We start from the raw sequence: 26,310 nt of genomic DNA on the forward strand, positions 1-26,310 counted from the left end.
GATGGCGATCTCCGCTTGGTTGTGATGTCTTTTTCAGCGAGATTCTGATCGGAGATTGCAGGGTTCAGAGGCCCATCCTGGTCCTGACGGAAGTACGTCACCAGTCAATGTCCAGCTCACGCTATTTCCTCCCTACGCTGTTGCCTGGGACCCGATCAGAACGACGTGTCTGACTCCAGCTTTTACCAGTTCGGCTGCAGCGGCCCTCCGAAGCGCGTCGGGACGGCCGAGGCTGCTGTGGCGGCTGCGGAAGAGAGTGGTTTTGCCTGGTTGCACTACAACGAGGCCACCAGGGAGGAGCTCGAGGAGCTGGTGGGGCTGCTCGGTCTGCATCAGCTTTCGATCGAGGATTGCTTTGATGAAAACCAGATTCCCAAGATCGAAGACTTTCCGAACAATACATTCATTCTCTTTAACACGTTCGAGTATGGCAATGGTGCTCTGGAGGTGGGTGAAATCAATTTGTTCATCGGTGAGAAGTTCCTGGTCAGCATCAGTCACTTCGGCCCAGGCCGGCGGCCCTTTCTGGCGGGAATTCAACGCCTGGTCGAGAAGAGCTTTGAGGGAACACTGGAGCAGCAGGGGCCTTCACGGGTCATGCACCTGATTCTGAATCATGTTGTGGATCAGAAGTTTGTTGCCATCGAGGCGCTCGAGGACGAATTGGACGATGTGGAAGGGGCTCTGATCTCGGACCCTGCGAGCTTCAAGCCGGCCGAATTGATTCGGTTCAGGCGGTATCTGCTAAGGCTACGCAAGAGCCTCTTTCACGAACGTGAGATCCTCGGGAGGATATGCCGCAGGGATTGCCCGTTCATTGCAGAGCAGTCAATCTATCATTATCGCGACATCTATGATCACCTAGTCAGATTTTTAGAGCTGACTGAGTCCTATCGAGATATCGTTACCAGTTTGATGGAAATGTATCTTTCAATGTTAAATAATGAAATGGCTAAAGCGGCCAATGAAACAAATATTACCGTCAGACGGTTGACATTGATCACCACGATCTTTATGCCGTTGACGCTGCTTGCCGGCATCGGGGGGATGTCCGAATGGTCGATGATCACGGGCCCCAGGAACTGGAGGGTGTCCTATCCAGCCTTCATGCTTGTCATGATCCTGATTGCGTTCGCCAGTTACTACGTCCTCAGCAGGCTGGACCGGAAGCGAACCGGCTCGAGGCGGGGCAGGCTTCTCTGACATGAGCGCCTCGACACCTCCCCCAACGCCCCTCTCCCCCTCTGCCAACCCACGCATCAAGCGTCGTCAAACTCCCACTGGCTGGAGGCGTTGGGTCCCTGGTCTGTCTGCCATCAACCACTACAGGATCGCCTGGCTCCTTCATGACATCGGAGCCGGCCTGGCGTTGACGGCCGTGCTGCTGCCGGTCGGCATTGCCTACGCGGTTGCTTCCGGTGTTCCGGCCATCTGTGGCCTGTACGCCACCATCTTCGGCTTATTCGCCTATGCCCTGTTCGGCCCCAGCCGGATGCTGGTCCTGGGACCGGATTCTTCGCTCGTCGCCCTCATCCTCGGCATCGTGCTGCCGCTGTCTGGGGGTGATTCCCAGCGCGCCATGGCCCTGGCCGGGATGCTGGCCCTCGTCTCCGGCAGCCTGTGCGTTCTTGCGGGAACCGCTCGCCTGGGTTTCATCACTGAATTGCTCTCCAAGCCGATCCGCTACGGCTACATGAACGGCATCGCTCTGACCGTGCTGGTCAGTCAGCTGCCTGCCTTGTGCGGTTTCACGGTGAAGGGCGACGGACTGCTGATCGAAGCCCGGTCCTTTGTTGCAGCGGTGCTGGCCGGAAGCACGAACAGGGCATCGCTGGCCCTTGGCGTCGGTACCTTGCTGATGATTGGGCTCCTGAGGCGCAGCAGGCGTTTCCCGGGGGTTCTGCTGGCTGTCGTTGCCGCGACCGTCATCGTCTCAGTGCTGAATCTTGAGAGCCGATTCGGGGTGACGGTGCTCGGTCCTCTTCCCAGAGGTTTGCCCGCTTTGTCGATCCCCTCCATCAGCACGGGCGATCTCGTGCCGGTGTTGCTCGGAGGCTGCGCCATCGCCCTCGTGTCGTTCGCTGACACGAGCGTGCTTTCCAGAACCTATGCCGCGCGACTGGGGGACACGATCGATGCCAATCAGGAGATGGTTGGATTGGGCGCGGCCAACCTGGTCGCCGGTTTGTTTCAGGGCCTCCCCATCAGCGCAAGCACGTCGCGCACTCCGGTTGCCGAGGCGGCAGGCGCCAAGACCCAGTTGACCGGGGTCGTCGGTGCAGTCACTGTCGCCGCGTTGCTCCTGGCGGCGCCGAACCTTTTGCGAAACCTGCCAACAGCCGCGCTTGCAGGGGTGGTGATTGCTTCAGCGATCACCTTGATCGAGGTGGCTGATCTTTGGCGCATCTATCGGATGCAGCGCTGGGAGTTCTGGCTGTCGATGGTCTGCCTGGCTGGAGTCGCTGTCTTTGGCGCCATTCCTGGCATCGGGCTGGCGATCGTCATTGCCGTGATCGAGTTTCTCTGGGATGGCTGGCGTCCGCACTCCGCTGTCCTGGGACGGGTCGATGGTGTCAAGGGGTATCACGACATCGGCCGTTACCCGGAGTCACGCCTGGTCCCTGGCCTGGTTCTGTTCCGGTGGGATGCGCCTTTGTTTTTCGCCAATGCCGAATTCTTCCGGGATCGGGTGATGACGGCCCTGGAGTCATCACCAACTCAGGTGAACTGGCTCGTCGTGGAGGCTGAGCCTGTCACCAGCATCGATGTCACCTCTGCAGACACTCTGGATGAACTGGATCACACCTTGGCGAAGGCCGGAATCATGCTCGGTTTCGCCGAGATGAAAGATCCCGTTAAAGACAAGCTCAAGCGCTTTGGGCTGTTCTCACAATTTGGAGAAGAACGGTTTTTTGCCACGGTTGGGGAGGCCGTCAGCTGTTATCTCAAAGCCCACTGCGTTGATTGGGTTGACTGGGAGGATCAAGCCAAAGCCAGCGCTGACGCTTCCTGCGACCAAGGGACATCCGATGGCGGCTTCAGGCCAGTCGGCGGTTGAGCAGGCCCGCCAGCAGCAGGGCGAGTGCTGTGGTGATCATCACGGTGAGGATCCCGGAGGGCTGCAGCGGCGCAAGGCTGAGCAGCTGCTGCAATCCGGGAATGGCCAGCAGCAGCAGCCACAGCCCCAGGCCGATGCCGGCACCGGCGGCGGTGATGCGGCTGTGGGGATCGCCGTTCAGCCACACCAGCCCACCGCCGGCGAGCAGCAGCAACGAGAACACCAGGCTGCGGTGGGTGGCGGCGTCGGCCTCGGGCCAGAAGACCAGCACCAGGGCGGCCACCATCACGACGGCGCCCTGGGTGAGCGAATGGCGCCAGGTGTCGGGCCCGAACAGGGGAGCCTCCGGCGGGCGGGGGGGCTGCCGCATCAGGCCCGGTGAGGCGGGAAGCGCCTCGAACACCACCGTGCAGGCCGGATCGATCACCAGGTGGAGCAGGGCGATGTGCACCGGCAGCAGGATCAGGGCCTGGCCAGGCAGTAGCAGGGGCACCAGGCCGAGCGCGGCGATCGGCAGGTGAATGGCGAGGGTGTAACCCAGTGCCCGGTGCAGGTTGGCATCGACCCGCCGTCCCAGTTCCAGGGCGGCCACCAGATCGCTGAAGGTGTCGTCGAGCAGCACCAGATCGGCGGATTCCCGCGCCACGGCCGTGCCGCGCTTGCCCATCGCCACGCCGATGTCGGCGGCCTTGAGGGCCGGGGCGTCGTTGACGCCATCGCCGGTCATCGCCACCACCTCACCGGCGGCCTGCAGCGCACGCACCAGCTGCAGCTTCTGCTGGGGCATCACCCGGGCGAACACCGCCACCTCGCGGATGCTGACAGCCAGGTCCTGTGGCGTGAGGGCGTCCAGCTCCGGGCCGGAGAGCACCGGACCGGGCGGCAAGCCCGCCTGATCGGCGATCGAGCGGGCCGTCACGGGGCTGTCTCCCGTGATCATCACCACGCGAACGCCAGCGCCCCGCGCCGTGGCGATCGCCGCCGGCACATCCGAGCGCAGCGGGTCCGCCAGGGCCAGGAAGCCCACCGGCTCGAACAGGTAGCCGTGCACGTGGTCCGGCAGAACGTCGCCACCTGCGGATGGCTGACCCTCGTGCACCGGCACGCCATCGAGCCCGCGCGCCACCGCCAGCACCCGCAGACCCCTGGCGGCGAGTTCATCGGCGGCGGCCAGCAGGGCGGTGGTCTGCCCGGCATCGAGGTGACAGAGATCGGCGATCGCCTCGGGAGCTCCCTTGGCGGCCAGCCGCAAGCCGCCGTCGCCGTCGTGCCAGAGGCGGGAGAACACCAGCAGATCGCTCTGCAGGGGGTATTCGCGCTCCAGGGGCCAGTCTGGATGGAGGTGTTCGGTGCCGCCGAGATGGTCGGCGGCCAGACGCTGGATCGCCAGTTCCATCGCATCCACCGGATCACCGCGGCTGGCGAGCACCGCCAGCTCGAGCAGCTGATGAACCGGTTCCTCCAGGGTCTCTCCCGCTTGCCAACCCTCCAGCTGCGGCCAGGTGAGCAGTTGCTGCACCCCCATGCGGTTCTCGGTGAGCGTGCCGGTCTTGTCGACGGCAAGCACCGTGGCGCTGCCCAGGCTCTCCACCGCCGCGGGCCAGCGGGCCAGCACCCCGATCCGGGCCAGGCGCAGGGCGCCGAGGGCCAGGAACAGGGCCAGCACCACGGGAATCTCGTTGGGCAGCACCGCCAGGGCCAGGGCCAGGGCGGCGAGCAGGGCCTGGGGCCAGTCGCCGCTGATCGCTCCCTGGATCACCGCCAGGGCTGCGCAGAGCCCCAGCGCCAGCACGGTGAGGCGCCCGGTGAGGCGACGGGTCTGGCGCTGCAGCCGGGTGGGTGGCGGCTGCACCGTGGCCAGGCTGCTGCCGAGCCGGCCCAGTTCGGTGGCCTCAGCCACGGCCACCACCTCGGCCCAGCCGCGGCCACTGGCCACCAGCGAACCCGCCAGGATCCGCTCCCCGGGCGTGGAGCGGGCGACCGGCAGCGATTCACCGGTGAGCAGGGACTCATCCAGCCACAGCCCCACCCCCTCGCTGAGGGCGGCATCGGCCGCCACCCGATCGCCTTCTTCCAGCCGGAGCAGATCGCCCACACGCACCTGCTCGGCCGGCAGGTCCAGCTCCTGTCCGTCGCGGCGCACGTGGGCGCGGGGCGCCGACAGGCGGGCCAGCTCGGCCAGGGCACGGTTGCTGCGCTGCTGCTGGACGGCATCGAGCAGGCTGATGCCCACCACGAAAACCAGCAGGATGCCGCCATCGACCCATTCCCCGATCACGCCATAGATCAGGGCACAGGCCAGCAGCAGCAGGTTGGTGGGCTCCAGCCAGCTCATCTCGGCTCCGCTCGTGCCTTCCCTCTAGCGGGATCTGCCGGCCAGGGCGATCAATCCCTGCCCTTTCTGTCGATTCCGACCAAATCCAAGCTGGCGGCTCAGGAAGCGAAGTGGGTGATCGTGCGCAGACCAGCGAGCTTGCGCACGCGCCGCGCGTCGGCGGGAGCCAGGTCCAGCCGCACCTCCACCACACCGTCGCCGCGGGCCCCATCGGCAGGGCTCACCCGGCTCACCCGCGCCGAGAGGGTGCCGGGGAAGGCGCCACTGAGGCTGTTGATCCGGGCGGCCTGGCCCAGGTGGATGCGGGCCAGGTCGCTGTCGGCGACCTCGGCGACGGCCTCGAGGCGGTCACTGGTGCTCAGCTCCAGAATGCCCATCACGCCGGGCCGTTCCCCGACGCGGGCGTAGAGGCGCATCACCTTGCCGGCCACGGGGGCACGCAATTCGCTGTTCCCCAGATCGGCGTCGGTGCGGGTGATCGCCTGGCGGGTTTCGCTGACGCCGGCCTGCAGTTCGACCAGCTGCTGCTCGCGCTCCAGCAGATCGGCCCGGGCCAGCGCACCGGCCTGCACCAGCGGCCGGTAGCGGTCCACCTCGGCCTCAAGGCTGCCGGCCTGGCGGCTGAGGCTGGCATAGCGGCTCTGCAGCAGCCGACGCTCGGCCTGGAGGGCAGGGCCGGTGTCGAACTGGGCCAGCAGCTGGCCGCGCTCAACGAATTCGCCCTCCTTCACCAGCAGCTGGATCAGGCGGGGGCTGTTGCCGGCAGCCGTGACCGGTCCGGCGAGCTTGCGGGTTTCCCCCGCCAGCTCCAACCGGCCGGGCGCCGACAACTCCTTGAACGGCCCGCTGGAGCGCAGCCCATAGGTGAGGCCACCGGCCATCACCATCAGCGCCAGAGCTCCAAAGCCAAGGGCCCACCCCTGCGGAGGTGGACCGCTGCGGCCGCCAATGGCGGTGAGGCGAGGGGCTTTGTTCCGGGGTTGGGGGTCAGGGGCTTGCACAACGCCTCCTTTCATGGGCACCGTAGCCGTGCCGTTCAGGGATGGGACCCGAGGATCCGCGCGGCGGCCACGAGGGTCATTTGCCTTCGTTCACGCCCCGGTTGATCACGCAGCCGGCCGTGGCACCGATGGCCGCGCCCCCCAGCCTGTTCACGACACTGCCCCGGCTGAGCAGACCACCGGTGGCACCGCCGATCAGGACGCCGTTCCTGCAGCGATCACGGTTGGCTTCAGCCTGCTTCTTCGCGTCCTGCGCCTCAGCCGGCACCATCCACAGCAGGTGAGTTGCCAGCACGAGGGCACGGGCCAATCGACGCTTTACCGACATCCTTGGTGACCAGGGTTCAGGAGTGAGGCCGACGCTACCGAAGCTCTCCGTGGACACCACCCCACAGTTGTGACAGGGTGTGGCCGGCGATCACGAGGGCGCTCACCTTGCTGAGGATCCGGTGAGCAGAAGATCCTGCAGCGCCGATTTCTGCGCCACCCTGTCAAACAGGCTGGCCCCAAAACGCCAGACCGCCCCGCCCACCCCATCACCGGCAGCCATGTCGCCGGGATCGCTCGCTCGCCCTCGTGGCTTTCATGGCTGGCAACACCCCGGCAGCGGAACCGTGCGCTGGCCGGTGGCGGGTGGAAGGGGAGAAGAGGGCTTCACTCTTGCGCAGGGTGATGAACAGCAGGTCGGTGAGGGTGGGCTGGTGCCAGAGCACGCCTTCGCGCCGGCCGAGTTCAGGCTCGAACGCACCCTCAACCGGCGTGACACCTGCAAGGTCGCCGCTGAAGGCAACAGGCTCGCCAGGATGCGGGCCTCAGCGTCAGGGCCATGCCCAGGCAGCTCAACACCCCGATAGCCCAGTGCCGACAACAGTGACGACAACCACGTTCGCGGAGTTTGCACAACGGGCCGACTATTCGCTGATGGATTCCCTGCGGCCGGATCCTCAGGCTTCGGGCGATGGTCACGATCACCGGCCCCGCCAGGTGTTCTCCGGTCATTACGTGCCGGTGGCGCCAACCCCGATTCCAGCGCCGGAGTACGTGGCGCACAGCCGAAGCCTCTTCCAGGACCTGGGCCTGAGCGAGGCGCTGGCCCACGACGACCAGTTCCAGCGTCTGTTCTCCGGCGACATCAGCGTGGCGCGCCAGCCGATGCGACCGGTTGGCTGGGCCACGGGCTATGCCCTCTCGATCTACGGCAGCGAATACATCCAGCAGTGCCCGTTCGGCACCGGCAACGGCTACGGCGATGGCCGAGCTATTTCCGTGTTCGAAGGCGTCTTCAACGGCCGGCGCTGGGAGATGCAACTGAAAGGCGGTGGCCCGACGCCCTACTGCCGGGGCGCCGATGGCCGCGCCGTGCTCCGCTCCAGCGTGCGCGAGTTTCTGGCGCAGGAGTTCATGCACGCGCTGGGGGTGCCCACCTCACGCTCGCTCACGCTGTACATGTCGCGGGCCGAAACGGTGCGCAGGCCCTGGTACTCGCCGAACTCCCGGTCGTTCGATCCCGACATCCTGGTGGACAACCCAGCGGCGATCACCACACGGGTGGCCCCCTCGTTTCTGCGCGTCGGCCAGCTTGAGCTGTTTGCCCGTCGCGCCCGCAGCCAGGCCCATCCGGAGGCGCTGAACGAGCTGCGGATGATCGTGGCGCACCTGATCGAGCGGAACTACCGGCAAGAGATTGATCCGGCTCTGGAGTTCAGCGATCAGGTGGTGGAGCTGGCGCGATTGTTCCGCGGACGGCTCACGTCTCTTGTGGCGAACTGGATGCGCGTGGGCTACTGCCAGGGCAATTTCAACAGCGACAACTGCGCCGCCGGCGGCTACACCCTCGACTACGGACCCTTCGGCTTCTGCGAACTGTTCGATCCCCGCTTTCAGCCCTGGACCGGAGGCGGCGAGCATTTCAGCTTCTTCAACCAACCGGTGGCGGCCGAGGCCAACTACCAGATGTTCTGGGCCTCCCTGCGGCTGCTGCTCGAGGGCAACACCGAGGCCCTGGCACGGCTGGATGCGATCCGCGACGGCTTCGCCGCAGCGATGCAGCAGGCGCTCGAGGCCATGTGGGCCAGGAAGCTTGGCCTGATCAGCTACGACGCCGCGCTGGTGGACGAACTGCTGGAGCTGATGGTGCTCTCCAAGGCGGACTACACGATCTTCTTCCGCAAGCTGTCTGGCCTTCCCGAGCAACTCTCCACTTTGAAAGAGAGCTTCTACATGCCCAGCTCAGAGCAGCTCGATGCGCAGTGGACGCACTGGCTGCAACGCTGGCGGGATCGCCTCGAGGCTGCCGGCGAGCTCAACGCGACATCCGCAGCGATGAAACGCATCAACCCCAGATACACCTGGCGTGAGTGGCTGGTCGCACCGGCTTATGAACAGGCTGCGCAAGGGGATACCAGCCTGATCCAGGACCTGCAGGAGGTGTTCAGCCATCCCTACGACGAGCAGTCAGCGGAGGTGGCGGCGACCTACGACCGCCTGAAGCCCAGGGAATTCTTCAACGCCGGGGGGGTGTCGCACTACAGTTGTTCGTCGTGAGCTGATCACGCTCAGTCCTGCGGAGTGGCGCCGTGCCGATCAGCCGGCAGCGACTACCCGTTCCGCAGGCTCCAGATCAGCCCCTGGAGGACGTAGGCCCCCCCGGCCACCAGCAGAACCAGGGCACTGAGACGGGTGAGCGTGGCGCCATGGTGCAGCAGCCTCCGGGAGGCACCCATCAGGCCGGCCCAGAGGCTGGTGGCCGTGATCAGGGCGGTGTACCCCAGGGCGTAGCTCACCATCGTGATCACCGACAACACACCGGAGCCGGTGGCGGCAGCGGCGGCCAGCACCGAGAACAGCACCGGACTGGCGCAGGGAGAGCTGACCAGGGCGAAACCGATGCCCACCAGAAACGGCCCACCGGACGGGGGCAGTTCGGGCATGCGGGGCAGGCGCAGCGGCAGCCAGCCCCGCAGATGGAGGCCCATGGCCAGGATGACCAGTCCCACGGCCAGATGCACCGGGCCGCGGTGGTCCACCACCACGGCCGAGGCGAACGAGGCGACGAGGCCGTAGAGGCTCAGCACCGTGACGGTGCCGGCCACGAAGCCTCCCACCCGGACAACGGCCTGCCGCCGGCTGAGCGGACCGAGGGTGCCGATGTAGCCGAGGTTGAGGGGCAGCATCGCCAGCACGCAGGGCGACACGCTGGCCAGCAGCCCGCCGGCGAACGCTGCCAGCGGAACCACGATGGGGGAAGGGCTCCGGGCCTCGAACCATTCGGCGTAGGCCTGGGACGCGGACAGGATCACCTGATCCAGCCAGGCGCCGAGCTGCGGCAGACCGTGCACAGCCAGCCCCGCCGCCAGGGCCGTCAGGGCCAGCAGCACCAGAGCCGCCGCCCCTCTGCGGCGCAGGGGGGAGCGGATCATCGCCGGATCATCGCCTGAACCTTGTTGATCGCCGCGGTGTAGGCCGCTGCATCGGTGCTGGCCCGGAAGGTCTTCGCCGTGGTGCCTGTGGCCGGGTCGATCACCGCCACCAGGGAGGTCTGGCTGCGGTTGGCCTCCAGAAAGGCGCCCAGTCCGAGCGCCCGGGCCCGTTCACGGGAGGCCTTCAAGGTGGCGGCATCGGACACGTCCAAGGTCACGAAGGTGGCCTTGCCGGCCTTGCTCTGCTGCAGAGAGCGGAGGGTCGGGGCGATGGTGCGGCAGGCGGGACACCAGCTGGCGTAGATGTCGACCACCACGGGTCTGCCCTGCAGGGAGGGGGCGAGGGCCCCGGTCTGTTTCTGAGCCACCCAGCCTGCGGTAGCCGGGATCCGGGGTGGGGCGCCGACAGAGACCAAGCCAGGCAGGCCGACGGGCTGAGAGCTGCCGACGGTGAGCAGCAGGGCGGCAAGGGGCAGGGACATCGCGGCGGAGTCGTCGTTCGCCTGATCTACCAGCGAACCTTCCCGGCGGATTGGGGGCCCAGGGCCAGGTCACGTCACCAGCAGCCGGTCGGTCTGGCTGGGTTCGTGCTGCGTGAAGAGGCACGGCAAGACCCGCCAGGATTGGGCAACCTGAAGCCAGCTGGACGTATCCCGGTGCCTCTTCGCTCGGCCACAGAGTTTCCGGTCACGCCGGATGCAGAGGCTCTTCAGACGACGTACCAGGAATGCCGCGCAGCCCTCGTCTCGGCCAACCGCTCACGAGGGATCCTCAAGGCGCAGAGCGACCGGCGGGGGGTGGTGATTGCCGAGCTTCAGCGCGAACTGGTGGAGCTGGAGGCGGATCTGGCCGACGAGGCGCGGGCCAAGGCCCGGCTTCATGCCCTGAACGCCAAGCTCGGCACGGTGATCCGCGAACTGGAGGAAACGGGCGACGCGATGGTGGGGCTCATTGACGAGAGCGAGCGCCAGAGCGGCTTCTGGCTCGTGGAGATGTTCCGCCGCTTGATCGAGCAGGCCAAGCGCTGGCGCACGGTGAAGGCCAGGGCCGCGGCGTTGGCTTCAGAAGCAGATGCGGTCCGGAATCCCTCCAATCAACTCGGCGAGCGGCCATGAGCGCGGGCCCGTCGATCGCCGATCTTCTGGAGCAGACCAACCGGGACCTGGCGGGCACCGATGCCCGGGTGTACCGGCGGGTGGGCGCGCATCTCCAGCGGACTGGAACTGCTCTGCAGTCCCTGCAGGATCCCGAGTCAGCAGGAGCTCAGGCCACGAAAGCCCTGCTGGGGAAGGGCAGTTTCCTGAAGCAGTCTGTGGCGAGCCTGAAGCGGCTTTGCAAGGAACACGGGATCAAGGGCTACTCAAAGCTGCAGAAGGTTTCTCTGGCCAAGGTCCTGGAGCACCATGGCGTCACCCCGCCCCCGCCTCCCCTGGAGAGTTTCACGAAGAAGGAGCTGGTTGCTCTTGTGAAGCAATTGCTTGGCGATGGTTGAGGGGGGCGGCAGGCAACGGTTGAACAGGCCCTTCGCCGCCGATCCGAACAGCTCGAGCCGATCCAGCCCGCCGGGATCGGCTGCTGCAGCCACCAGCGATTCCCATCGGCCGCTCGCCCTGGTGGCTCTGATAGTCGGCACATCCCAGGCACAGGAACGGCAGCGTCACACCACCCCGTTTGTTCTCCTCTCGTACTTAGCCGAAGGTTTCCGCGAAGCAGTGGGTGGCGAACACCTCGGCGCGGATGGCGGCCGCTGCCACAGAGCTGGGCCATCAGGATCGAGAGCCAAGGGGCGTAGCAGCTGAACCACCCGTCAGCACAACCGTTGCGGGCGGTCCAGGTGCAGCTGCCCCTGGTCAACCCATTGTGAGCGGACAGTGTCGCTGCAAAGCACCAGAAGATCCCTTTAGGATGTCATCAGACAACTTCTGATGGATTTCTCGAAGCCAATGGCCCAAGCCAGCGCCATCGTGCGTCATCCGCCTGCGGCCCTGGAGCAGAGCCTGGAGCGCCTGGGTCGGAACATCCGCACGGCCCGGTTGCGGCGCCGCTGGCGCCTGGAGGATGTGGCCGAGCGCATGGGGGTGACGCGCTACACGGTGGCCGATGTGGAGAAGGGCAAGGCCGGCACCTCCGTGGCTGCCTACCTTGGGGCCCTCTGGGCTCTCGGTCTGCTCGATCAGGTCGCCGAGCTGGCTGATCCGGATCGGGATGAGGAGGGCAAGGCCCTGGAGGGTGCCCGCAGCCCGAAACAGGCCCCCCGCTGGCGCCGGCTGGATGACGACTTCTGAGCATGGCGGCTGACCAGGCTTGTTTTGTCTATGTGGTGCTGCCTGGCGACACCCAGTTCGTCACGGCCGGTCGGTTTGAGCTTCAGGAGGATCGCCAGGGCCGCAGGGTGGGCGCCTTCGTCTACGGCCGTCGCTATCGGGAGCGGCCTGAGGCCGTCGAACTCGACCCGGTGGAGCTGAAGCTGGGGACACGCCCGTTTCAGACCGGCCGTATGGGTGGCTTCTTCGGGGCGCTTCGTGATGCGCTGCCGGATTTCTGGGGCCGGCAGGTGATCGCCCGCCACGGCGGATTGGGCGAGCCCAGCGATTTCGATCTGCTGCTGTTGAGGCCGGATGATCGCGCTGGCGCGCTCGGCTTTGGCCGCAAAGTCGAACCTCCGGCACCGCAGCGACGCTTCAACCGCATGCTCGATCTGGAACGCATCCAGCAGGCGGCGAATGCGATCCTCACGGATCAACCTCACCGGGCGGGCTCCGTCCACGATCAGGTGGATGAGCTGCTGCAGGGGGGCGGCACCTCCATGGGTGGAGCCCGGCCGAAAACCACCGTGGAGCATGACGGTGCCCTCTGGCTCGCCAAGTTCCCTGCACCCAGCGACAAATGGAACCAGCCGAAGGTGGAGCACGCGCTGCTGCTGCTGGCACGGCAGTGCAGGCTGCAGGTGGCGGAAAGCCGGCTCACTCGGGTGGGGGAGGCCGATGTGCTGCTGGTGAAGCGCTTCGATCGTGAATGGAGTGGGGATGGTTATCGGCGCCACAGGATGGTGAGCGCCCTCACATTGCTGCGGGCCGAAGACAGCGCCACCGATCGCGAGAAGTGGTCGTATCGGTTGCTGGCCGATGAACTCCGGCGCGCCAGCGACCTGCCCGCCGAAGATCTGCGCGAACTCTTCAGCCGCATCTGCTTCAACGCGGCGGTGTCCAATCTCGATGACCACCCGCGCAACCATGCCCTGCTGGCCCGCTCCACGAGCTGGCGGCTGAGCCCCGCCTACGACCTCACGCCCGGAACCATGCGCACCGAGACCCGGCGCGATCTGGCCATGGTCTGCGGTTTGGAGGGCGGCCTACCCAGCCGTTGGGCCCACCGGGGCACGATCGTGGCTGGGGCCGCATGGTTCCTCCTGGAGCGGGAAGAGGCGGAAGCGATCGCGACGAGGGTGTTCACCACCGTGGCGGTGGAGTGGGAGCGCACCCTGCGCAGCGTTGGCGTCAGTCAGGCCGACTGCGAGATCGTTCGGGGGGCATTTCTGTATGCGGGGCTGAATCTCGATGCTCACACCGCCACCGCCAGCTCCGGGTAGAAGGCGCCCGGAATCGCCCGCTGCAGCCGCCAGCGAATCGCCATCGGCCGCTCGCCCTCGTGGCTCACGTAATCGGCAAAGCCCAGGCACCGAAACGGCAGCGTCACCTGGCCTCTCCTGTTCTCCTCCCGGACAAACAGCAGCACCCGGCTGCCGCGCGCGGTGGTGGATGTAGCGCTGGCCGGTGGCGGAAGCTTCCCGGGTGCTGCTCTGGCTCTCCCAGTGGAACTCCCGCGGGGAGATGGCGTAGTCGTTGTAGCGGGTGGTGGGGGAGAAGAGGCGCTCGGACTTCTTGAGGGTGATGAAGAAGACGTCGCACTGGGTGGCCTCATCGAAGAACACTCCCTCGCGGCCGGGGAAAGGGCGGGCCTCGTTCAACAGCCCGAACGCGGCGAACACCTCGGCGCGGGGCAGGTGGTGCCGGCCGCTGCCCCAGAGCTGGGCCATCAGCAGGGGAAAGCCTGCCTTCATCTGCTGGTGCAGCCGTGCAGGCGGCGGATCTGCTCGCGGCGGTGGCCTGTGGGCTGTACGTCTGGGTGGAGAGGCCGGCTACCCTCAGAGGGAATCATGGTTGGGGTGCACCCTTGACCACCATCGAGATCACCCTCCCTGATGCGCTGGCGGCGGAAGCCAGCGGAGCTGGTCTGCTGGCGCCAGAAGCGATCGAGCGTCTGCTGCGGGACAAGCTGGCTTCAGACCGCATTGTCCGTCTGCAAGACGCCAGGGCTGCTCTTGCTGCTGACCCGCCGGAGGTGCTGACCAGGCAAGAGATCAATGAGGAGATCAGCGCTTACCGCAAGGGGCAACGACTTGCGGCTGGTTCTTGACACCAACACGGCTCTTTCTGGCCTGATCTGGCAGGGAGTTCCCGGGCAGCTCATGGATGCGGCTGTCGTTGGGCGGGTTCGGCTGATCAGTACCGTTCCTCTCCTCGCTGAGTTGGAAGGCGTGCTGCAGCGACCGAAGTTCAGAGAGCCCATTTTTCGGCTCGGTGTGAGGATTGCCGATCTGTTTGATGGCTATGCCGCCCTGGTTGAGCGCGTGGAACCTGCTGATCTGAGAGGTCCCGTCAGTAGGGATCCCGACGACGATGAGGTCTTGGCTGCGGCCGTTGGTGGCCTCGCCGATCTGATCGTCTCTGGCGATGACGACCTCTTGGCCTTGGGCAACTTTCAAGGGATTGCGATTGTTCTTGCCAGGGAGGCCATGAGGCGCCTGCAGGAACCAGAGAGCCAATGGGATAAGCCTTGATCAGCGGCTCCACGCCCTCAAACCGCCAACGCCAACTCCGGCACGAACGCCGCCGGAATCGCCCGCTGCAGTCTCCAGCGAATCGCCATCGGCCGCTCGCCCTCGTGGCTCACGTAATTCGCAAACCCCAGGCACAGGAACGGCAGCGTCACTCCACCGCGCCTGTTCTCTTCCCGCACGAACAGCAGCACCCTGCTGCCACGCTCCACATGGTGGATGTAGCGCTGCCCGGTGCCGGAGGCTTCCCGGGTGAGGCTCTGGCTCTCCCAGTGGAACTCCCACGGGGAGATGGCGTAATCGTTGTAGCGGGTAGTGGGGGAGAACAGGCGCTCGGACTTCTTGAGGGTGATGAAGAAGACGTCGCACTGGGTGGCCCGATCGAACAAGACCCCCGACTGGCCGGTGGTCTGCTGGGTATCGGTGATCAGCCCGAAGGCGGCGTAGATCTCGGCGCGGCTGTAGCGGGCGTGAAGGGCCAGGGGCACGGGCTGCTCCCAGTCCATGGGAGGGGCGAGGTGGTCGGTGCGCTCCAACAGGAGGGTGCACAGTTCGCGCAGCTCATCGAGAAAGGCTGGACAGGCCCAGAGACGGTCCAGGGCGTCTTGCAGGGCAAGGCGATCCGGCGACGTTCCCCAGAGCTGGAGCAGCAGCATGCGCCAACGCCGGCGGTCCGTTTCGCTCAGGCTCTGCACCACAGGCGGCTGCCTGTGGGCGAGACCATGCAGGAGGAAGGAGAGGCGATCGGTGTCGTCCAGGTGGAGCAAACGCCCAACGCCTCGCCCCAGCCGCTTTTCATCGTCGCTGGGCTCCCCTGAGCCCACCCCGGCTACCCAGCCCAGCTCCCGCTGCAGCAGCGCCCACGACCCCGCCACCCGGTAGAACTCGCCCAGCTCCATGCCGAGCCCGTCGAGCAGGGCCGCCAGGGAACAGCGCCCGAGGATGCGGGCTTCGGCGAGCAGCTGGGGCCGGCGGCTGGGCAACGACTCCCGCAGGTTCGCCAGCACCCGCTCGCTCGACACCCGATCGAGCTGGAGGCTGCAGCCGGCCGGCAGGAAGCGGAAGTTGCGGTGGGCCTGGCCGATGAAGTCCAAGACCGTGAGGCAACTTTTTGAGGGGTGCAGGCGCAGCCCGCGGCCGAGCTGCTGCAGGAACACGATGGCGCTCTCGGTGGGCCGCAGGAACAGCACCGTGTCGATCTCGGGAATGTCGAGGCCTTCGTTGAACAGATCAACGGCAAAGAGGATCTGCAGCTCGCCGGCGCGCAGGCGGCGGATCTGCTCGGCGCGCTCGTCGCGGGGGCTGGTGGCATCGAGGGCGGCGGCGCGCAGGCCAGCGGCCACGGACTTGCGGGCCATCCAGCGGGCGTGCTCCACGCTCACGCAGAAACCCAGGGCCCGCATCGAATCCAGGTTGGTCATCTTGCCCTCGACTTCGCGCAGGATCAGGCGCAGGCGGCTGCAATAGATAAAGGCGCAGAGCAGGACGACCCGCTGGGCGGAATGGTTGTTGCAAGGGCTGTCTTGTCTTGGCTGCAGAAACCAGAGGACTCCCGCTTGAAGCCTGATCGCCCCTTCCACCAGCTGACCCAGCCAAAACGGCTCAAAATCGGCAATCCTGGAGTGAGACGTACGAATCCAGATGCCCCTCCGCTCGGCCACTGAATTCCCGATCACGCCCGATCCAGAGGCTCTGGAGGGCACCTACCAGGACTGCCGGGCGGCCCTGGTGTCGGCCAACCGCTCCCGGGGCGTGCTCAAGGCCCAAAGCGACCGTCGGGGGGTGGTGATCACCGAGCTGCAGCGGGAGCTGGTGGAGCTGGAGATGGATCTGGCCGATGAGGCGCGGGCCAAGGCTCGGCTCCATGCCCTCAACGCCAAGCTCGGCAGCGTGATCCGCGAGTTAGAGGAAACGGGCGATGCGATGGTGGGCCTGATCGACGAGAGCGAGCGGCAAAGCGGCTTCTGGCTCGTGGAGATGTTCCGCCGCTTGATTGAGCAGGCGACGCGCTGGCGCACGGTGAAAGCCAAGGCTGCTGCGTTGGCCGCCGAAGCGGTCGAGGAGACCAATTCCTCGAACCAGCTTGGTGGGCAGCCATGAGCGTGGGCCCGTCGATCGCCGACTTGCTTGCGCAGACCAACCGGCAGCTGTCAGGCACCGACGCCCGGGTGTATCGCCGGGTGGCCGACCATCTGCAGCGCTCCAGTGCGGCGCTCCAGGACCTACAGGATCCCCAGCCTGCAGGCAATCAGGGCCCAAAAGCCTTGCTGGGCAAGGGGAGTTTCCTCCAGCAACCTTCGGCCAGCCTCAAGCGGCTTTGCAAAGCGCATGGCATTAAGGGGTACTCCAAGTTGCCAAAAGCCGCTCTGGCCCAGCTGCTGGAGCGTCATGGTGTGACCCCACCGCCGCCGCCTCTGGAGAGTTTCACCAAGAAGGAGTTGATTGCGCTGGTTCGTCAGATGCTGGGGGAGGGGTAGGCGATCGCCACGCACGTGCCTGAGTACCCCCAAACGGCCCCCACAGCAGGCAGACTCCCCCTAGCGACGACGACCTGATCCATCCGTGCCCGATCCGGATCAGCTGAACGACTTCCTAGAAGCCCTGGAACAGGCCGGCAGCCCCGCCAGAAACCCCGCCCTTCGGGAGGTGCTCGGCTGGGATGAACCCCTCTACGAAGAGGTGAAGGCGGCTCTGGTGGCCAAGGGAATCGTGTCGCGTGGAAGGGGTCGCAGTGACAGCGTGTCTCTGGTGGGCGCCGAGCCGGTGGCCCAGGCGGCGGCACCTGCCAGCAACGGCCGCAAGGCCAAGGCCTCCGGCAACGGCACCGCCAACCTCGGCTTCGAGGCCAAGCTCTGGCTCACGGCCGACAAGCTGCGCAACAACATGGACGCGGCCGAGTACAAGCACGTGGTGCTTGGCCTGATCTTCCTCAAGTACATCTCCGACAGCTTCGAAGAGCACCGCGCCAAGCTGCTGGCCGGCGAGGGCGACTACGAGGGAGCCAACCCGGAAGACCCCGACGAGTACAAGGCCGAGAACGTGTTCTGGGTGCCGGCCGAAGCCCGCTGGAGCCACCTGCAGGCCAACGCCAAGCAATCCACGATCGGCAAGCTGGTGGACGACGCCATGGTGGCGATCGAGCGCGACAACCCGCGCCTCAAGGGGGTGCTGCCGAAGGACTATGCCCGTCCCGCCCTCGACAAGCAGCGGTTGGGGGAGCTGATCGATGTGATCGCCACGATCGAACTCACCGCCGCGAGCGAGGGCGAACAAACCCATCGCTCGGTGGATCTGCTGGGCCGGGTGTACGAATACTTCCTCACCCGCTTTGCGTCAGCCGAGGGCAAGAACGGCGGCCAGTTCTACACGCCGAGCTGTGTAGTGCGCTGCCTGGTGGAGATGCTAGAGCCCTACAAGGGCCGCATCTACGACCCCTGCTGCGGGTCCGGCGGCATGTTTGTGCAGAGCGAGAAGTTCGTGGAAAGCCACGGCGGCAAGCTGGGCGACATCTCCATCTACGGGCAGGAGAGCAACGCCACCACCCGCCGGCTGGCGGTGATGAACCTGGCCCTGCGCGGCATCGAGGCCGATTTCGGCCCCGAGCACGCCGACAGCTTCCGCCGCGACCTGCATCCAGACCTGCGCGCGGATTACGTGCTCGCCAACCCGCCGTTCAACGATTCCGACTGGTTCCGCAAAGACGATGACGTGCGCTGGCAGTTCGGCGTGCCGCCGAAGGGCAATGCCAACTTTGCCTGGGTGCAGCACTTCATCCACCACCTGGCGCCGCAGGGCATGGCCGGCTTTGTGCTCGCCAACGGCAGCATGAGCTCCAACCAGAGCGGCGAAGGCGAGATCCGCAAAGCCCTGATCGAGGCGGATCTGGTGGACTGCATGGTGGCGTTGCCAGGCCAGCTCTTCTACAGCACCCAGATCCCGGTATGCCTCTGGTTCCTGGCGAAGAGCAAAGCTGCCGACGGCCAACGGGGCTTCCGCGATAGGCGCGGGCACACCCTGTTCATCGATGCCCGCAAGCTCGGCACCTTGATCGATCGTGTGCATCGGGAACTGCTCGAGGCTGATCTGGCGAAGATCAGCAGCACGTACCACCGCTGGCGATGCACCAACGGCGAGGGAAGCTACGAGGATGTGCCGGGGTTCTGCAAATCGGCCACCACCGCTGAGATTGCTGCCCATGGCCACGTGCTGACGCCGGGGCGGTATGTGGGGGCGGAGGAGGTGGAAGACGACGGCGAGCCGTTTGAGGAGAAGATGCCGCGGCTGGTGGCGGAGCTGGAGGCCCAGTTTGCCGAGTCGGCGAAGCTGGAGCAGGCCATCCGAGCCAACCTGAGGGGGCTGGGTTATGGTTGTTAAAGAGGCAGGCTTCGGAACAGGAAGAACGGGAGGGCGTGAAGCTACTACGGGAGTGATTCCCGGTCGTATTGCTCTTTCCGTTGGGTGTCCTGACCTTGAATCTCCGAAGGGCTGGACATGGACTCCCTTGAGCAGCGTTGCGCAGCTTGAAAGCGGACACACACCAAGTCGGAAGAATCCAGAGTATTGGGACGGCGGTATTCCCTGGCTTGGAATCAAGGATGCGACCGATAATCATGGACGCACGCTTTCGGACACCTATCAACATGTCAGCGCGCTAGGCCTCGAAAACTCATCGGCTCGCCTGCTTCCAGCAAATACTGTTTGCCTTTCTCGCACCGCTTCAGTTGGGTTTGTTGTTGTTATGGGTCGCCCGATGGCGACCAGCCAAGACTTTGTGAACTGGGTTTGTGGGCCGAATATTGATCCGCATTTTTTGAAATACGTTCTACTTGCTGAGAACGAAGCTTTGTGGCGCTTTGCTAGTGGCACCACTCATCAGACGATTTATTATCCCGAAGCAAAGGCATTCCACGTTTGCCTGCCACCCCTGCCCGAGCAAAAGGCGATCGCGGCTGTGCTTGGGGCGTTGGACGACAAGATCGAGTTGAACCGGCGGATGAACGCGACGCTGGAGAAGATGGCGCGGGCGCTGTTTCAGAGCTGGTTCGTGGATTTCGATCCTGTGCGGGCCAAGCTTGATGGGCAGCAGCCTGTTGGTCTTGATATGAGTACCGCCGCGCTCTTCCCCGAACACTTGGAAGACTCGCCGCTCGGCAAAAAGCCCAAAGGCTGGGAAGTCACTACGCTCGAAAGCGTACTAGCTGTCTTGGAAACAGGCGGTCGACCAAAAGGTGGAGTTTCTGGAATCACGAGTGGTGTCCCCAGCATTGGGGCAGAAAGCATCGTGAGTGTCGGCGTCTTCGACTTCGGCAAGACGAAGTTCGTGCCAGTCGAGTTCTATGAAGGAATGAAGAGGGGCCACATCGAGAGCCACGACGTTCTGCTCTACAAGGACGGCGGACGCCCCGGGGAATTCGAGCCACATGTGAGTATGTTCGGCGATGGATTCCCGTTCGAGGAATGCAGCATCAACGAGCATGTCTATCGACTGCGGAGCAACGGACTCCTTAGTCAAGAGTACCTCTACTTTTGGATGAGCTCCGAGTTCGCCCTCGCCGAGATGCGAATCAAAGGAACGGGCGTTGCCATCCCCGGCCTTAACTCGACTGCCGTCCGCTCGCTTGGCGTGCTGGTTCCACCGAAACCTGTTATGGAAGCGTTCACAAAACAAGTCGCGCCGCTAGTTACCCAAATCCTCTCCAACGCAAAGCAATCGCGGACTCTCGCCATTCTTCGCGATACGCTGCTGCCGAAGCTGCTGAGCGGTGAGTTGAGTTTCCTGCCCGACAGAGCTACACCATGCAGCTGACCAAAATCGCGATCAAAAACTTTCGTGGAATCGAGGAACTCGAAATTGATCTTGCACCATGCACTGTCCTTATCGGCGAGAATAATACAGGTAAGACAAGTATTCTGGAAGCCATTTACACGTGCTTAAGCCGGAACTTGGCACGCAAGGTGGTTCCATTTGGGGATTATGATTTCCACCTCACGGCGGCCATGCCAGACCCTAGCTCTTCGCCGCCAATAGAACTTAACTTTACGTTTGTCGAGTCAGAGGAAGGTGAATGGCCGGATGCAATAGTCCAAGCCTTCGACAAGGCTTATCAAGCACGTGCTGATAACAGGCTGGAAATTCGCTTTCGGGTCGTTGCTGCTTACGATCCTGCCTCGAAGGACTTCTTTCTCGATTGGACCTTTCGGGACCTGGCTGATAACGAATTGACAGGAGCTAAAAGTCCGCAACTTGTAAGAGAGCTTCAGCAACTCAACCCAGTGTTCTTTTTGGCTGCTGTAAGGGACGCGGGCCATCACTTCCAGGGACGCTCTCAGTTTTGGGGATCCTTTACGAAGAATCCGCAGATCGATGACGCCACTCGTGCTGAACTAGAAGAGCAGATTGAAGCAATCAATCAGATAATTCTCGATTCACATACGCCGTTTGACGAGGTGAAGACTCAAGTCGCGAAGACTGGCAGACTGGTTCCATTGGCTTCGACAGATCTCGTAAGTGTAGAGGCAATTCCAGCGCGCATATTCGACATGCTGAACAAGACGCAGGTAAAGCTTGCGGCAAGAGGCGGAGCAAAGTTGCCTATCACCCAGCATGGAGCAGGAACGCAGAGCCTTTCGGTGTTGTTCCTTTTCGAAGCGTTTCTCAATTCACGGCTGGCTGAAGCGTACGATCCAGATTCGGAACCACTACTTACTCTTGAGGAACCCGAGTCGCATCTTCATCCGTCTGCGGTGCGATCGCTGTGGCAAGTGCTGAGTGGGATCAGGGGCCAGAAGATTATTGCGACCCATTCTGGCGAATTGATTGCCGCCGTCCCTTTGCACTCTATTAGACGCTTGGCGCGGAAAGCCGGGAAGGTTGAAGTTTTTCAGGTGAATGAAGGCACGCTCAGTCCCGACGACGAACGTAAGATCAACTACCATGTTAGAGCTAAACGTGGGAATCTGCTTTTCGCCAAATCGTGGCTGCTCGTGGAGGGTGAGAGCGAGTTTTGGTTTCTACCTGAAGCTGCACGTCTTCTCGACTTAGATCTCGAACTCGAGGGAGTGTGTTGCGTCGAGTTCGCCCAGTGCGGTCTCGCTCCCCTAATCAAGCTTGCAACTGAGCTTGGTATTGAGTGGCACGTTTTCGCGGATGGAGATCCCGCTGGACAGAGATACGCAACAGTCGCGCGGGGATTACTCGGTGCAACACCTGAAGCCCAGAGGCTCACCCTCTTGGCAGAGAAAGACATTGAGCACGCCATGTGGTCTCATGGGTACTCAGCCGTTTACGACTCAGCTGTTGGTGCTCCGCAACGGGCCAACATCACAGCTATCCCTGGTACTCCCGATTATACTGAGCAGACAATCCGCATGGCGATTAGCTCAACCTCTAAACCACACCTCGCAATCGAGGCTGTGGAAGCTGCCCGGCAGGCAGGCTCGCCGGGCCTTCCTGCCGCGATTGAAACCGCAATTACAACAGCTGTGAACAACGCGCGACTATGAGCATCGACCTCTCATCACTCAACGAGAGGCAACTTGAAGCCGTTCGGTGGAATGAGGGGCCTTTACTCGTCCTTGCCGGTCCCGGTTCAGGAAAGACTCGCGTGTTGACTTACCGTATCGCACGCCTACTCAACGATACAGCTGGCGAGCGCTTCAGAATCCTTGGCGTGACTTTCACGAATAAGGCGGCGGGGGAAATGAGATCTCGATTAGAAGGCCTACTGGATGTCAGCAAAGATCGGGCGCTCCTGACAACTTTCCACTCTTTTGCGGCAGAGATCTTGCGGCAGCATGGACATTACATTGGTCTTAGGCCAGACTTCACGATTCTGGTTGAACAGGCGGACCGTGAGGCAGTAGCCACTGAGGCGATGAAAATGCTCAGTGAGGATGTCGCGGATACAATCCCAGGAGCGTCTAATGCTTTACCACTTATTGATAAGATGCTTGCAGAGTGCTCGAATCCTGAGGAACTGGCCGAGAGGCTAGGCGAGCATAAGCACAAAGAGTTTCTGTCCCAGCTTTTCAATGCTTACCGTTCCAAGCTCATTAAGGGCAACCACTTGGATTTTGCGTCCCTTATCGGCATGGCGGCACAACTTCTCGAAGAACGCCCAGCAATCGCAAGGCAGTTTCAACGTGTTTATCGCTACATATGTGTAGATGAGTTCCAGGACACAAATAAGACCCAATTTAGGCTCCTCTGCTCACTCGTTCCGGAAGAGAGGCCAAATCTGTTCGTTGTGGCAGATGATGATCAACTAATTTACCAGTGGAACGGAGCCAATCCCAAGCGCCTCCAGGAGCTTCAGAATCGCTTCTCGGTGGAGATTGTGCAGTTGCCTGAGAACTATCGCTGCCCGCCAGCTGTGATTGAGTTGGCAAATAATTTAATTATCCACAATCTGGACCGCTCTGCCGGCAAGGAGCGCCTCAGAGCACATAAGGTTTCAACGGCTGATACCCATTTAAGAGTATTCTACTTTGGTGATTTCAGGCAAGAAGTCGAATGGGTGGTTGACGAGTTGAAGAAAACTCCTCCTGACAGCCGTAACAGCACCGTCGTTCTTGGTAGAAGTAAAAAGCTTTTGGACGCTGTGATTACAGAGTGCAAGCAGCAAGGCTTTCCTGCATACATCTCCATACGCAAAAGTCAGTTTATCAGTGCGCCTGTCACTTGGCTGCACGCGGCATTAAGACTTGCAAATGCAAGGCAGGACAGAGAACAGCTTCGAAGAGTCTGCAAAGCTTTCTTCTCCCTAGAAGGGAATAATATTAGGGTAGAAGATGTAGTAGCGACATCCTCATTCCAGGGTGGGGACTATCTTCGCGGCTGGCTTGAAGCCGCACTAGATCAGCAAACTGTTTCAGTTGCCACGCGCGGTTTTCTTGAGCACATGAAGAACACTCTGCTCGAGCGGCTCAATCACTGGCTATTCATCGATTCCGCATTCCGGTGGCTTGATGCAATTCAGAATCAGCCCGCCGCCACGGATAATGCCTTCGATGAGTATCAGGTGGAAAAGGATGTCTGGTTCTTATTGCAACAGGAGGTAATCCAGCAGTACGGAAAAGACGAGGTAAGCCTTCACTCTCTGCTTCAAGAGTTTGATCTACGGTCAAAAGAGGCCCCGCCACCCAAGGACGCAGTGCGCTGTATGACAATACACAGTTCAAAGGGCTTAGAGTTTAAGCGTGTTTATCTCCTGGGCTTGGTTGAGGACCAGCTTCCGAGTTGGGCGGCCAGAAAGAAAGGCGATGATAGCTTTGAAATGAGCGAGGAGCGCAGAAACTGTTTTGTCGCCATTACACGAGCAGAAGAAGAGCTTATCTTGTCTTACTCAGATAGATACTTTGGATATCCAAAGACTCCGTCGCGCTTCCTTACCGAAATGGGAATCAAGATATAGCCAAGAACTACTCTCTTTCGCTTTTCCTCCAAGCGACCTAATCCTGTTTTGTTCAGGATTTGATGTGCTCGCTAACCACCAGCCCCCGGTAAATTCATCCCACGCCCAGACGCCGTTTTTGGCTCAGCTCCCCGATTTTGGTCCTCAGCTCCCCGATTTTGGTCCTCAGCTCCCCGAATTTGACTCCCAGCTCCCGGAATTTGGCCGAGCAGCGAGACCCTGACCGCTGCTTGTTCTCAGAGCAGCTGCCTGTCGTGGATGATCTGGAGGCACTCTCCAAAGCGTTCTGCTCGCGTCTCGAAGCGATGGCCTCGGAGCCCCGAGCCAAGGGCAAGGTCGATCGTCAGGTGCTCATCGATGTCGTGATGAGCCTTTGCCAGGTGCGGTTAACCACGCTGCGTTGCCTGGCGGAGCTGGTGAACCGGAAACCAGACACTCTCCGGGACCAGTACCTCAAAACGCTCTACCGCCAGCGGCAGTTGAACCTTGCCTTCCCGAAAACGCCCAACCACGAGCGCCAGGCCTACACAACCGACAAGCTGTCCACTCCATGACCACTCCCCGCCCTTTCGCCCTGCGCTTGTTCGTGCCCTCCGGGCTGCCGGAGGGCATGCGAATCGTGGAGAAGACGAACTGGAGCGGCATCGGTTATGTGATCCCTCGCTCCCAGCTAAAGGAGTTCACCCAGCGCCCGGAGGCCGGTCGTCCTGGCGTGTACGTGCTCACGGGTCCCGACCCTGAGGACGGCGGCGCCGACCTCGCGTACATCGGCGAGGCCGACCCCCTCGGGCGGCGCCTGGAGCAGCACCAGGCCAAGGAGTTCTGGACCACGGCCTACGCCTTCACCTCCAAGGACGGCTACCTCAACAAGGCCCACGCCCAGCACCTGGAGGCCCGGCTGATCGGCCTGGCCCAGGCGGCCAAGCGCTGCCGGCTGGAGAACGTGGTGCAGGGCCATGCTGTGAACCTGGCCGAGATGGACCGCGCTGAGGCCGAAGGCTTCCTGGAGGAAGTGCTGGTCTGCTTTCCGGTGCTGGGGCTCAGGGCCTTCGAGCAGCCGCCCACCTTCCCCTCCAGCAACCCCAGCAACCTCTTCTTCCTAAGTGGTCCGGAAGCCGAGGGCCGGGGATACGAGTCTCCTAACGGGTTCACCGTTCTCAAGGGGGCCAAGGGGCGCCGTGACTTCGTCGCCAGCTCTCCCGACGGCCTGATGCGCACGCGGGAGCAACTCATCCAGCAGGGCGTCCTCGCGAAGCAGGACAACCAGGTGGAACTGCTCCAGGACTACGAGTTCAAGTCTCCCTCCCAGGCGGCGGGGCTCTTACTCGCCCGCAGTGCCAACGGCAGGCTCGAATGGAAGGATGCCGCCGGGATCACCCTCAAGGAGCACCAGGAGCTGGCGGCGGCGGCGGCCTCCGCAGACGCTGAGCCGTAAGGGCCAAGCTTGAACTTGCTATGTCCATCAACCCAGCCCTCCGATGGGCTGGGGATTGCATGGCAAGGCTGATGACATCAGGCACACAGCGTCGCTAGGCTTGGCTGATGAAGCCCTTCGCATGGAGACCAGAGAAAAATGCTCAACTCCTGGCCGAGCGGCGGCTGTGCTTCGAGGCGGTGGTGGTGGCGATCGAGGCCGGCGATCTGCTCGACGTGTTGGAGCACCCCAACCCGCAGCGCTACCCAGGGCAGCGCATTCTCGTGGTGCGCCTCCATGGCTACATCCACCTCGTGCCGATGATCGAAACCGAAGAGCACCTGTTTCTCAAAACGATCATCCCCAGCCGCAAGGCCAACCGCGTCTACAACCCATCCACGCCCCCCGGGCCTGAATCATGACCATCCCCTCTTCACCTGATCTGGAGCCTGCAGAGCAGCAGCTTCTCGCTGATTTCGAGGCCGGCGAACTGCGCAGTGTGGCCATGCCGGCTCTTCTCAGCCAGCTCCAGGAAGCAGCGAAGGCTACGGGCCTGAAAGACCAGCGGATCAACATCCGTCTCTCCAGTGCTGACCTCCAGGCCATCCGCACCCGCGCCCTGCAGGAAGGCATTCCCTATCAGACGCTGATCAGCAGCGTGCTGCACAAGTACGTGAGCGGCACTTTGCCGGAACGTACAGAGGCAGGGCGAGATTGAGCTGGCAGCCTCTCACCATGTCAGCTCAACCTGGTGGAACGTCACAGATCACCGCAAGGAAGGCGAGCAGCACCCAAAGGCAACCAGTGCACATGTTGCACAGGTTGGATCCGCC

General features: G+C 63.2%; 26 protein-coding genes and 2 pseudogenes. 19 read left to right on the plus strand and 9 right to left on the minus strand.

The window, feature by feature from the left end; genetic code table 11:
• Window positions 1–165 precede the first annotated feature (165 nt).
• Window positions 166–1,203 carry a magnesium transporter CorA family protein gene (locus WH5701_RS13475; protein WP_006173032.1) on the plus strand — a complete coding sequence of 346 codons (1,038 nt, stop codon included), beginning with the start codon at window positions 166–168 and terminating at the stop codon, window positions 1,201–1,203.
• A gap of 1 nt (window position 1,204) precedes the next feature.
• Window positions 1,205–3,058, plus strand: a complete 1,854-nt coding sequence (locus WH5701_RS13480) for a SulP family inorganic anion transporter (RefSeq protein WP_050751557.1) — start codon at window positions 1,205–1,207, stop codon at window positions 3,056–3,058.
• Here WH5701_RS13480 and WH5701_RS13485 read toward each other — a convergent pair.
• From WH5701_RS13485 to WH5701_RS17765, 4 genes and pseudogenes are all read right to left on the minus strand, one after another.
• Window positions 3,039–5,393 carry an HAD-IC family P-type ATPase gene (locus tag WH5701_RS13485; RefSeq protein ID WP_006173034.1) on the minus strand — a complete coding sequence of 785 codons (2,355 nt, stop codon included), beginning with the start codon at window positions 5,391–5,393 and terminating at the stop codon, window positions 3,039–3,041. The two genes, WH5701_RS13480 and WH5701_RS13485, sit on opposite strands and share 20 nt — an antisense overlap.
• Before the next feature lie 98 nt (window positions 5,394–5,491).
• Window positions 5,492–6,394 (minus strand): efflux RND transporter periplasmic adaptor subunit, encoded by a 903-nt coding sequence (locus WH5701_RS13490; protein ID WP_006173035.1) that lies wholly within the window; start codon window positions 6,392–6,394, stop codon window positions 5,492–5,494.
• Window positions 6,395–6,470: 76 nt separating this feature from the next.
• Window positions 6,471–6,704, minus strand: a complete 234-nt coding sequence (locus tag WH5701_RS13495) for a hypothetical protein (protein WP_006173036.1) — start codon at window positions 6,702–6,704, stop codon at window positions 6,471–6,473.
• Between the two features lie 215 nt (window positions 6,705–6,919).
• A pseudogene (locus WH5701_RS17765) lies at window positions 6,920–7,116 on the minus strand (hypothetical protein); the annotation flags it as partial.
• Between the two features lie 199 nt (window positions 7,117–7,315).
• On the opposite strand from WH5701_RS17765, the gene WH5701_RS13500 reads away from it, so the two are divergent.
• Window positions 7,316–8,938: a YdiU family protein gene (locus tag WH5701_RS13500; protein WP_006173039.1), complete on the plus strand. Its 1,623-nt coding sequence runs from the start codon at window positions 7,316–7,318 to the stop codon at window positions 8,936–8,938.
• Window positions 8,939–8,991: 53 nt separating this feature from the next.
• On the opposite strand, the gene WH5701_RS13505 is transcribed toward WH5701_RS13500, so the two are convergent.
• Complete coding sequence (locus WH5701_RS13505; RefSeq protein WP_006173040.1) at window positions 8,992–9,813, minus strand: cytochrome c biogenesis CcdA family protein; 822 nt, start codon at window positions 9,811–9,813, stop codon at window positions 8,992–8,994.
• Complete coding sequence (locus WH5701_RS13510) at window positions 9,810–10,295, minus strand: thioredoxin family protein (protein ID WP_006173041.1); 486 nt, start codon at window positions 10,293–10,295, stop codon at window positions 9,810–9,812. Before WH5701_RS13510 ends, WH5701_RS13505 begins: the two co-directional genes overlap by 4 nt.
• A gap of 174 nt (window positions 10,296–10,469) precedes the next feature.
• Between WH5701_RS13510 and WH5701_RS13515 the strand changes: the two genes are divergently transcribed.
• The 4 genes from WH5701_RS13515 to WH5701_RS13530 all read left to right on the plus strand — a co-directional run bounded on the left by WH5701_RS13515 (window position 10,470) and on the right by WH5701_RS13530 (window position 13,402).
• Window positions 10,470–10,928, plus strand: a complete 459-nt coding sequence (locus WH5701_RS13515; protein WP_037981119.1) for a hypothetical protein — start codon at window positions 10,470–10,472, stop codon at window positions 10,926–10,928.
• Window positions 10,925–11,305, plus strand: coding sequence for a hypothetical protein (locus WH5701_RS13520; protein ID WP_006173043.1), 381 nt, complete (start codon window positions 10,925–10,927; stop codon window positions 11,303–11,305). The genes WH5701_RS13515 and WH5701_RS13520 overlap by 4 nt, the downstream gene beginning before the upstream one ends.
• Before the next feature lie 451 nt (window positions 11,306–11,756).
• Window positions 11,757–12,098, plus strand: coding sequence for a helix-turn-helix domain-containing protein (locus tag WH5701_RS13525; protein WP_071934319.1), 342 nt, complete (start codon window positions 11,757–11,759; stop codon window positions 12,096–12,098).
• Window positions 12,099–12,100: 2 nt separating this feature from the next.
• On the plus strand, window positions 12,101–13,402 hold the full coding sequence (locus WH5701_RS13530; protein ID WP_006173046.1) for a type II toxin-antitoxin system HipA family toxin: 1,302 nt from the start codon (window positions 12,101–12,103) through the stop codon (window positions 13,400–13,402).
• On the opposite strand, the gene WH5701_RS18655 is transcribed toward WH5701_RS13530, so the two are convergent.
• Window positions 13,375–13,509: a hypothetical protein gene (locus WH5701_RS18655; protein WP_255346405.1), complete on the minus strand. Its 135-nt coding sequence runs from the start codon at window positions 13,507–13,509 to the stop codon at window positions 13,375–13,377. The genes WH5701_RS13530 and WH5701_RS18655 overlap by 28 nt on opposite strands.
• Window positions 13,510–13,615: 106 nt before the next feature.
• Window positions 13,616–13,873, minus strand: a pseudogene (locus WH5701_RS18485) (hypothetical protein); the annotation flags it as partial.
• A gap of 113 nt (window positions 13,874–13,986) precedes the next feature.
• Here WH5701_RS18485 and WH5701_RS13535 point away from each other — a divergent pair.
• Together WH5701_RS13535 and WH5701_RS13540 are read left to right on the plus strand one after the other, a co-directional pair.
• The gene (locus tag WH5701_RS13535) at window positions 13,987–14,229 is read left to right on the plus strand and encodes a hypothetical protein (protein ID WP_037981546.1); all 243 of its coding nucleotides are present in this window, start codon (window positions 13,987–13,989) and stop codon (window positions 14,227–14,229) included.
• Window positions 14,213–14,653, plus strand: a complete 441-nt coding sequence (locus WH5701_RS13540; protein ID WP_006173049.1) for a putative toxin-antitoxin system toxin component, PIN family — start codon at window positions 14,213–14,215, stop codon at window positions 14,651–14,653. Before WH5701_RS13535 ends, WH5701_RS13540 begins: the two co-directional genes overlap by 17 nt.
• Window positions 14,654–14,670: 17 nt before the next feature.
• On the opposite strand, the gene WH5701_RS13545 is transcribed toward WH5701_RS13540, so the two are convergent.
• Entirely contained in the window at window positions 14,671–16,230 is a 1,560-nt protein-coding gene (locus tag WH5701_RS13545) for a DUF3427 domain-containing protein (RefSeq protein WP_006173050.1), read from the minus strand.
• Window positions 16,231–16,291: 61 nt separating this feature from the next.
• Between WH5701_RS13545 and WH5701_RS13550 the strand changes: the two genes are divergently transcribed.
• From WH5701_RS13550 to WH5701_RS13595, 10 genes are all read left to right on the plus strand, one after another.
• Window positions 16,292–16,750, plus strand: coding sequence for a hypothetical protein (locus WH5701_RS13550; RefSeq protein ID WP_006173051.1), 459 nt, complete (start codon window positions 16,292–16,294; stop codon window positions 16,748–16,750).
• Window positions 16,747–17,127 (plus strand): hypothetical protein, encoded by a 381-nt coding sequence (locus tag WH5701_RS13555; protein WP_006173052.1) that lies wholly within the window; start codon window positions 16,747–16,749, stop codon window positions 17,125–17,127. Before WH5701_RS13550 ends, WH5701_RS13555 begins: the two co-directional genes overlap by 4 nt.
• Before the next feature lie 85 nt (window positions 17,128–17,212).
• On the plus strand, window positions 17,213–19,024 hold the full coding sequence (locus tag WH5701_RS13560) for a class I SAM-dependent DNA methyltransferase (RefSeq protein WP_006173053.1): 1,812 nt from the start codon (window positions 17,213–17,215) through the stop codon (window positions 19,022–19,024).
• Window positions 19,014–20,456, plus strand: coding sequence for a restriction endonuclease subunit S (locus tag WH5701_RS13565; protein ID WP_083781908.1), 1,443 nt, complete (start codon window positions 19,014–19,016; stop codon window positions 20,454–20,456). The genes WH5701_RS13560 and WH5701_RS13565 overlap by 11 nt, the downstream gene beginning before the upstream one ends.
• Entirely contained in the window at window positions 20,447–22,153 is a 1,707-nt protein-coding gene (locus WH5701_RS13570; RefSeq protein WP_006173055.1) for an ATP-dependent endonuclease, read from the plus strand. The genes WH5701_RS13565 and WH5701_RS13570 overlap by 10 nt, the downstream gene beginning before the upstream one ends.
• Entirely contained in the window at window positions 22,150–24,063 is a 1,914-nt protein-coding gene (locus tag WH5701_RS13575; protein ID WP_071934305.1) for an ATP-dependent helicase, read from the plus strand. Before WH5701_RS13570 ends, WH5701_RS13575 begins: the two co-directional genes overlap by 4 nt.
• Window positions 24,064–24,317: 254 nt before the next feature.
• Entirely contained in the window at window positions 24,318–24,617 is a 300-nt protein-coding gene (locus tag WH5701_RS13580; protein ID WP_156776757.1) for a hypothetical protein, read from the plus strand.
• Window positions 24,614–25,498: a GIY-YIG nuclease family protein gene (locus WH5701_RS13585; protein ID WP_006173058.1), complete on the plus strand. Its 885-nt coding sequence runs from the start codon at window positions 24,614–24,616 to the stop codon at window positions 25,496–25,498. Before WH5701_RS13580 ends, WH5701_RS13585 begins: the two co-directional genes overlap by 4 nt.
• A gap of 107 nt (window positions 25,499–25,605) precedes the next feature.
• Window positions 25,606–25,899, plus strand: a complete 294-nt coding sequence (locus WH5701_RS13590) for a hypothetical protein (RefSeq protein WP_006173059.1) — start codon at window positions 25,606–25,608, stop codon at window positions 25,897–25,899.
• Window positions 25,896–26,195, plus strand: a complete 300-nt coding sequence (locus tag WH5701_RS13595; protein ID WP_006173060.1) for a hypothetical protein — start codon at window positions 25,896–25,898, stop codon at window positions 26,193–26,195. The genes WH5701_RS13590 and WH5701_RS13595 overlap by 4 nt, the downstream gene beginning before the upstream one ends.
• The last annotated feature ends 115 nt before the right edge of the window (window positions 26,196–26,310 follow it).

The organism is Synechococcus sp. WH 5701 (assembly GCF_000153045.1).
GTDB classification, from domain to species: Bacteria; Cyanobacteriota; Cyanobacteriia; order PCC-6307; family Cyanobiaceae; genus Regnicoccus_A; species Regnicoccus_A antarcticus.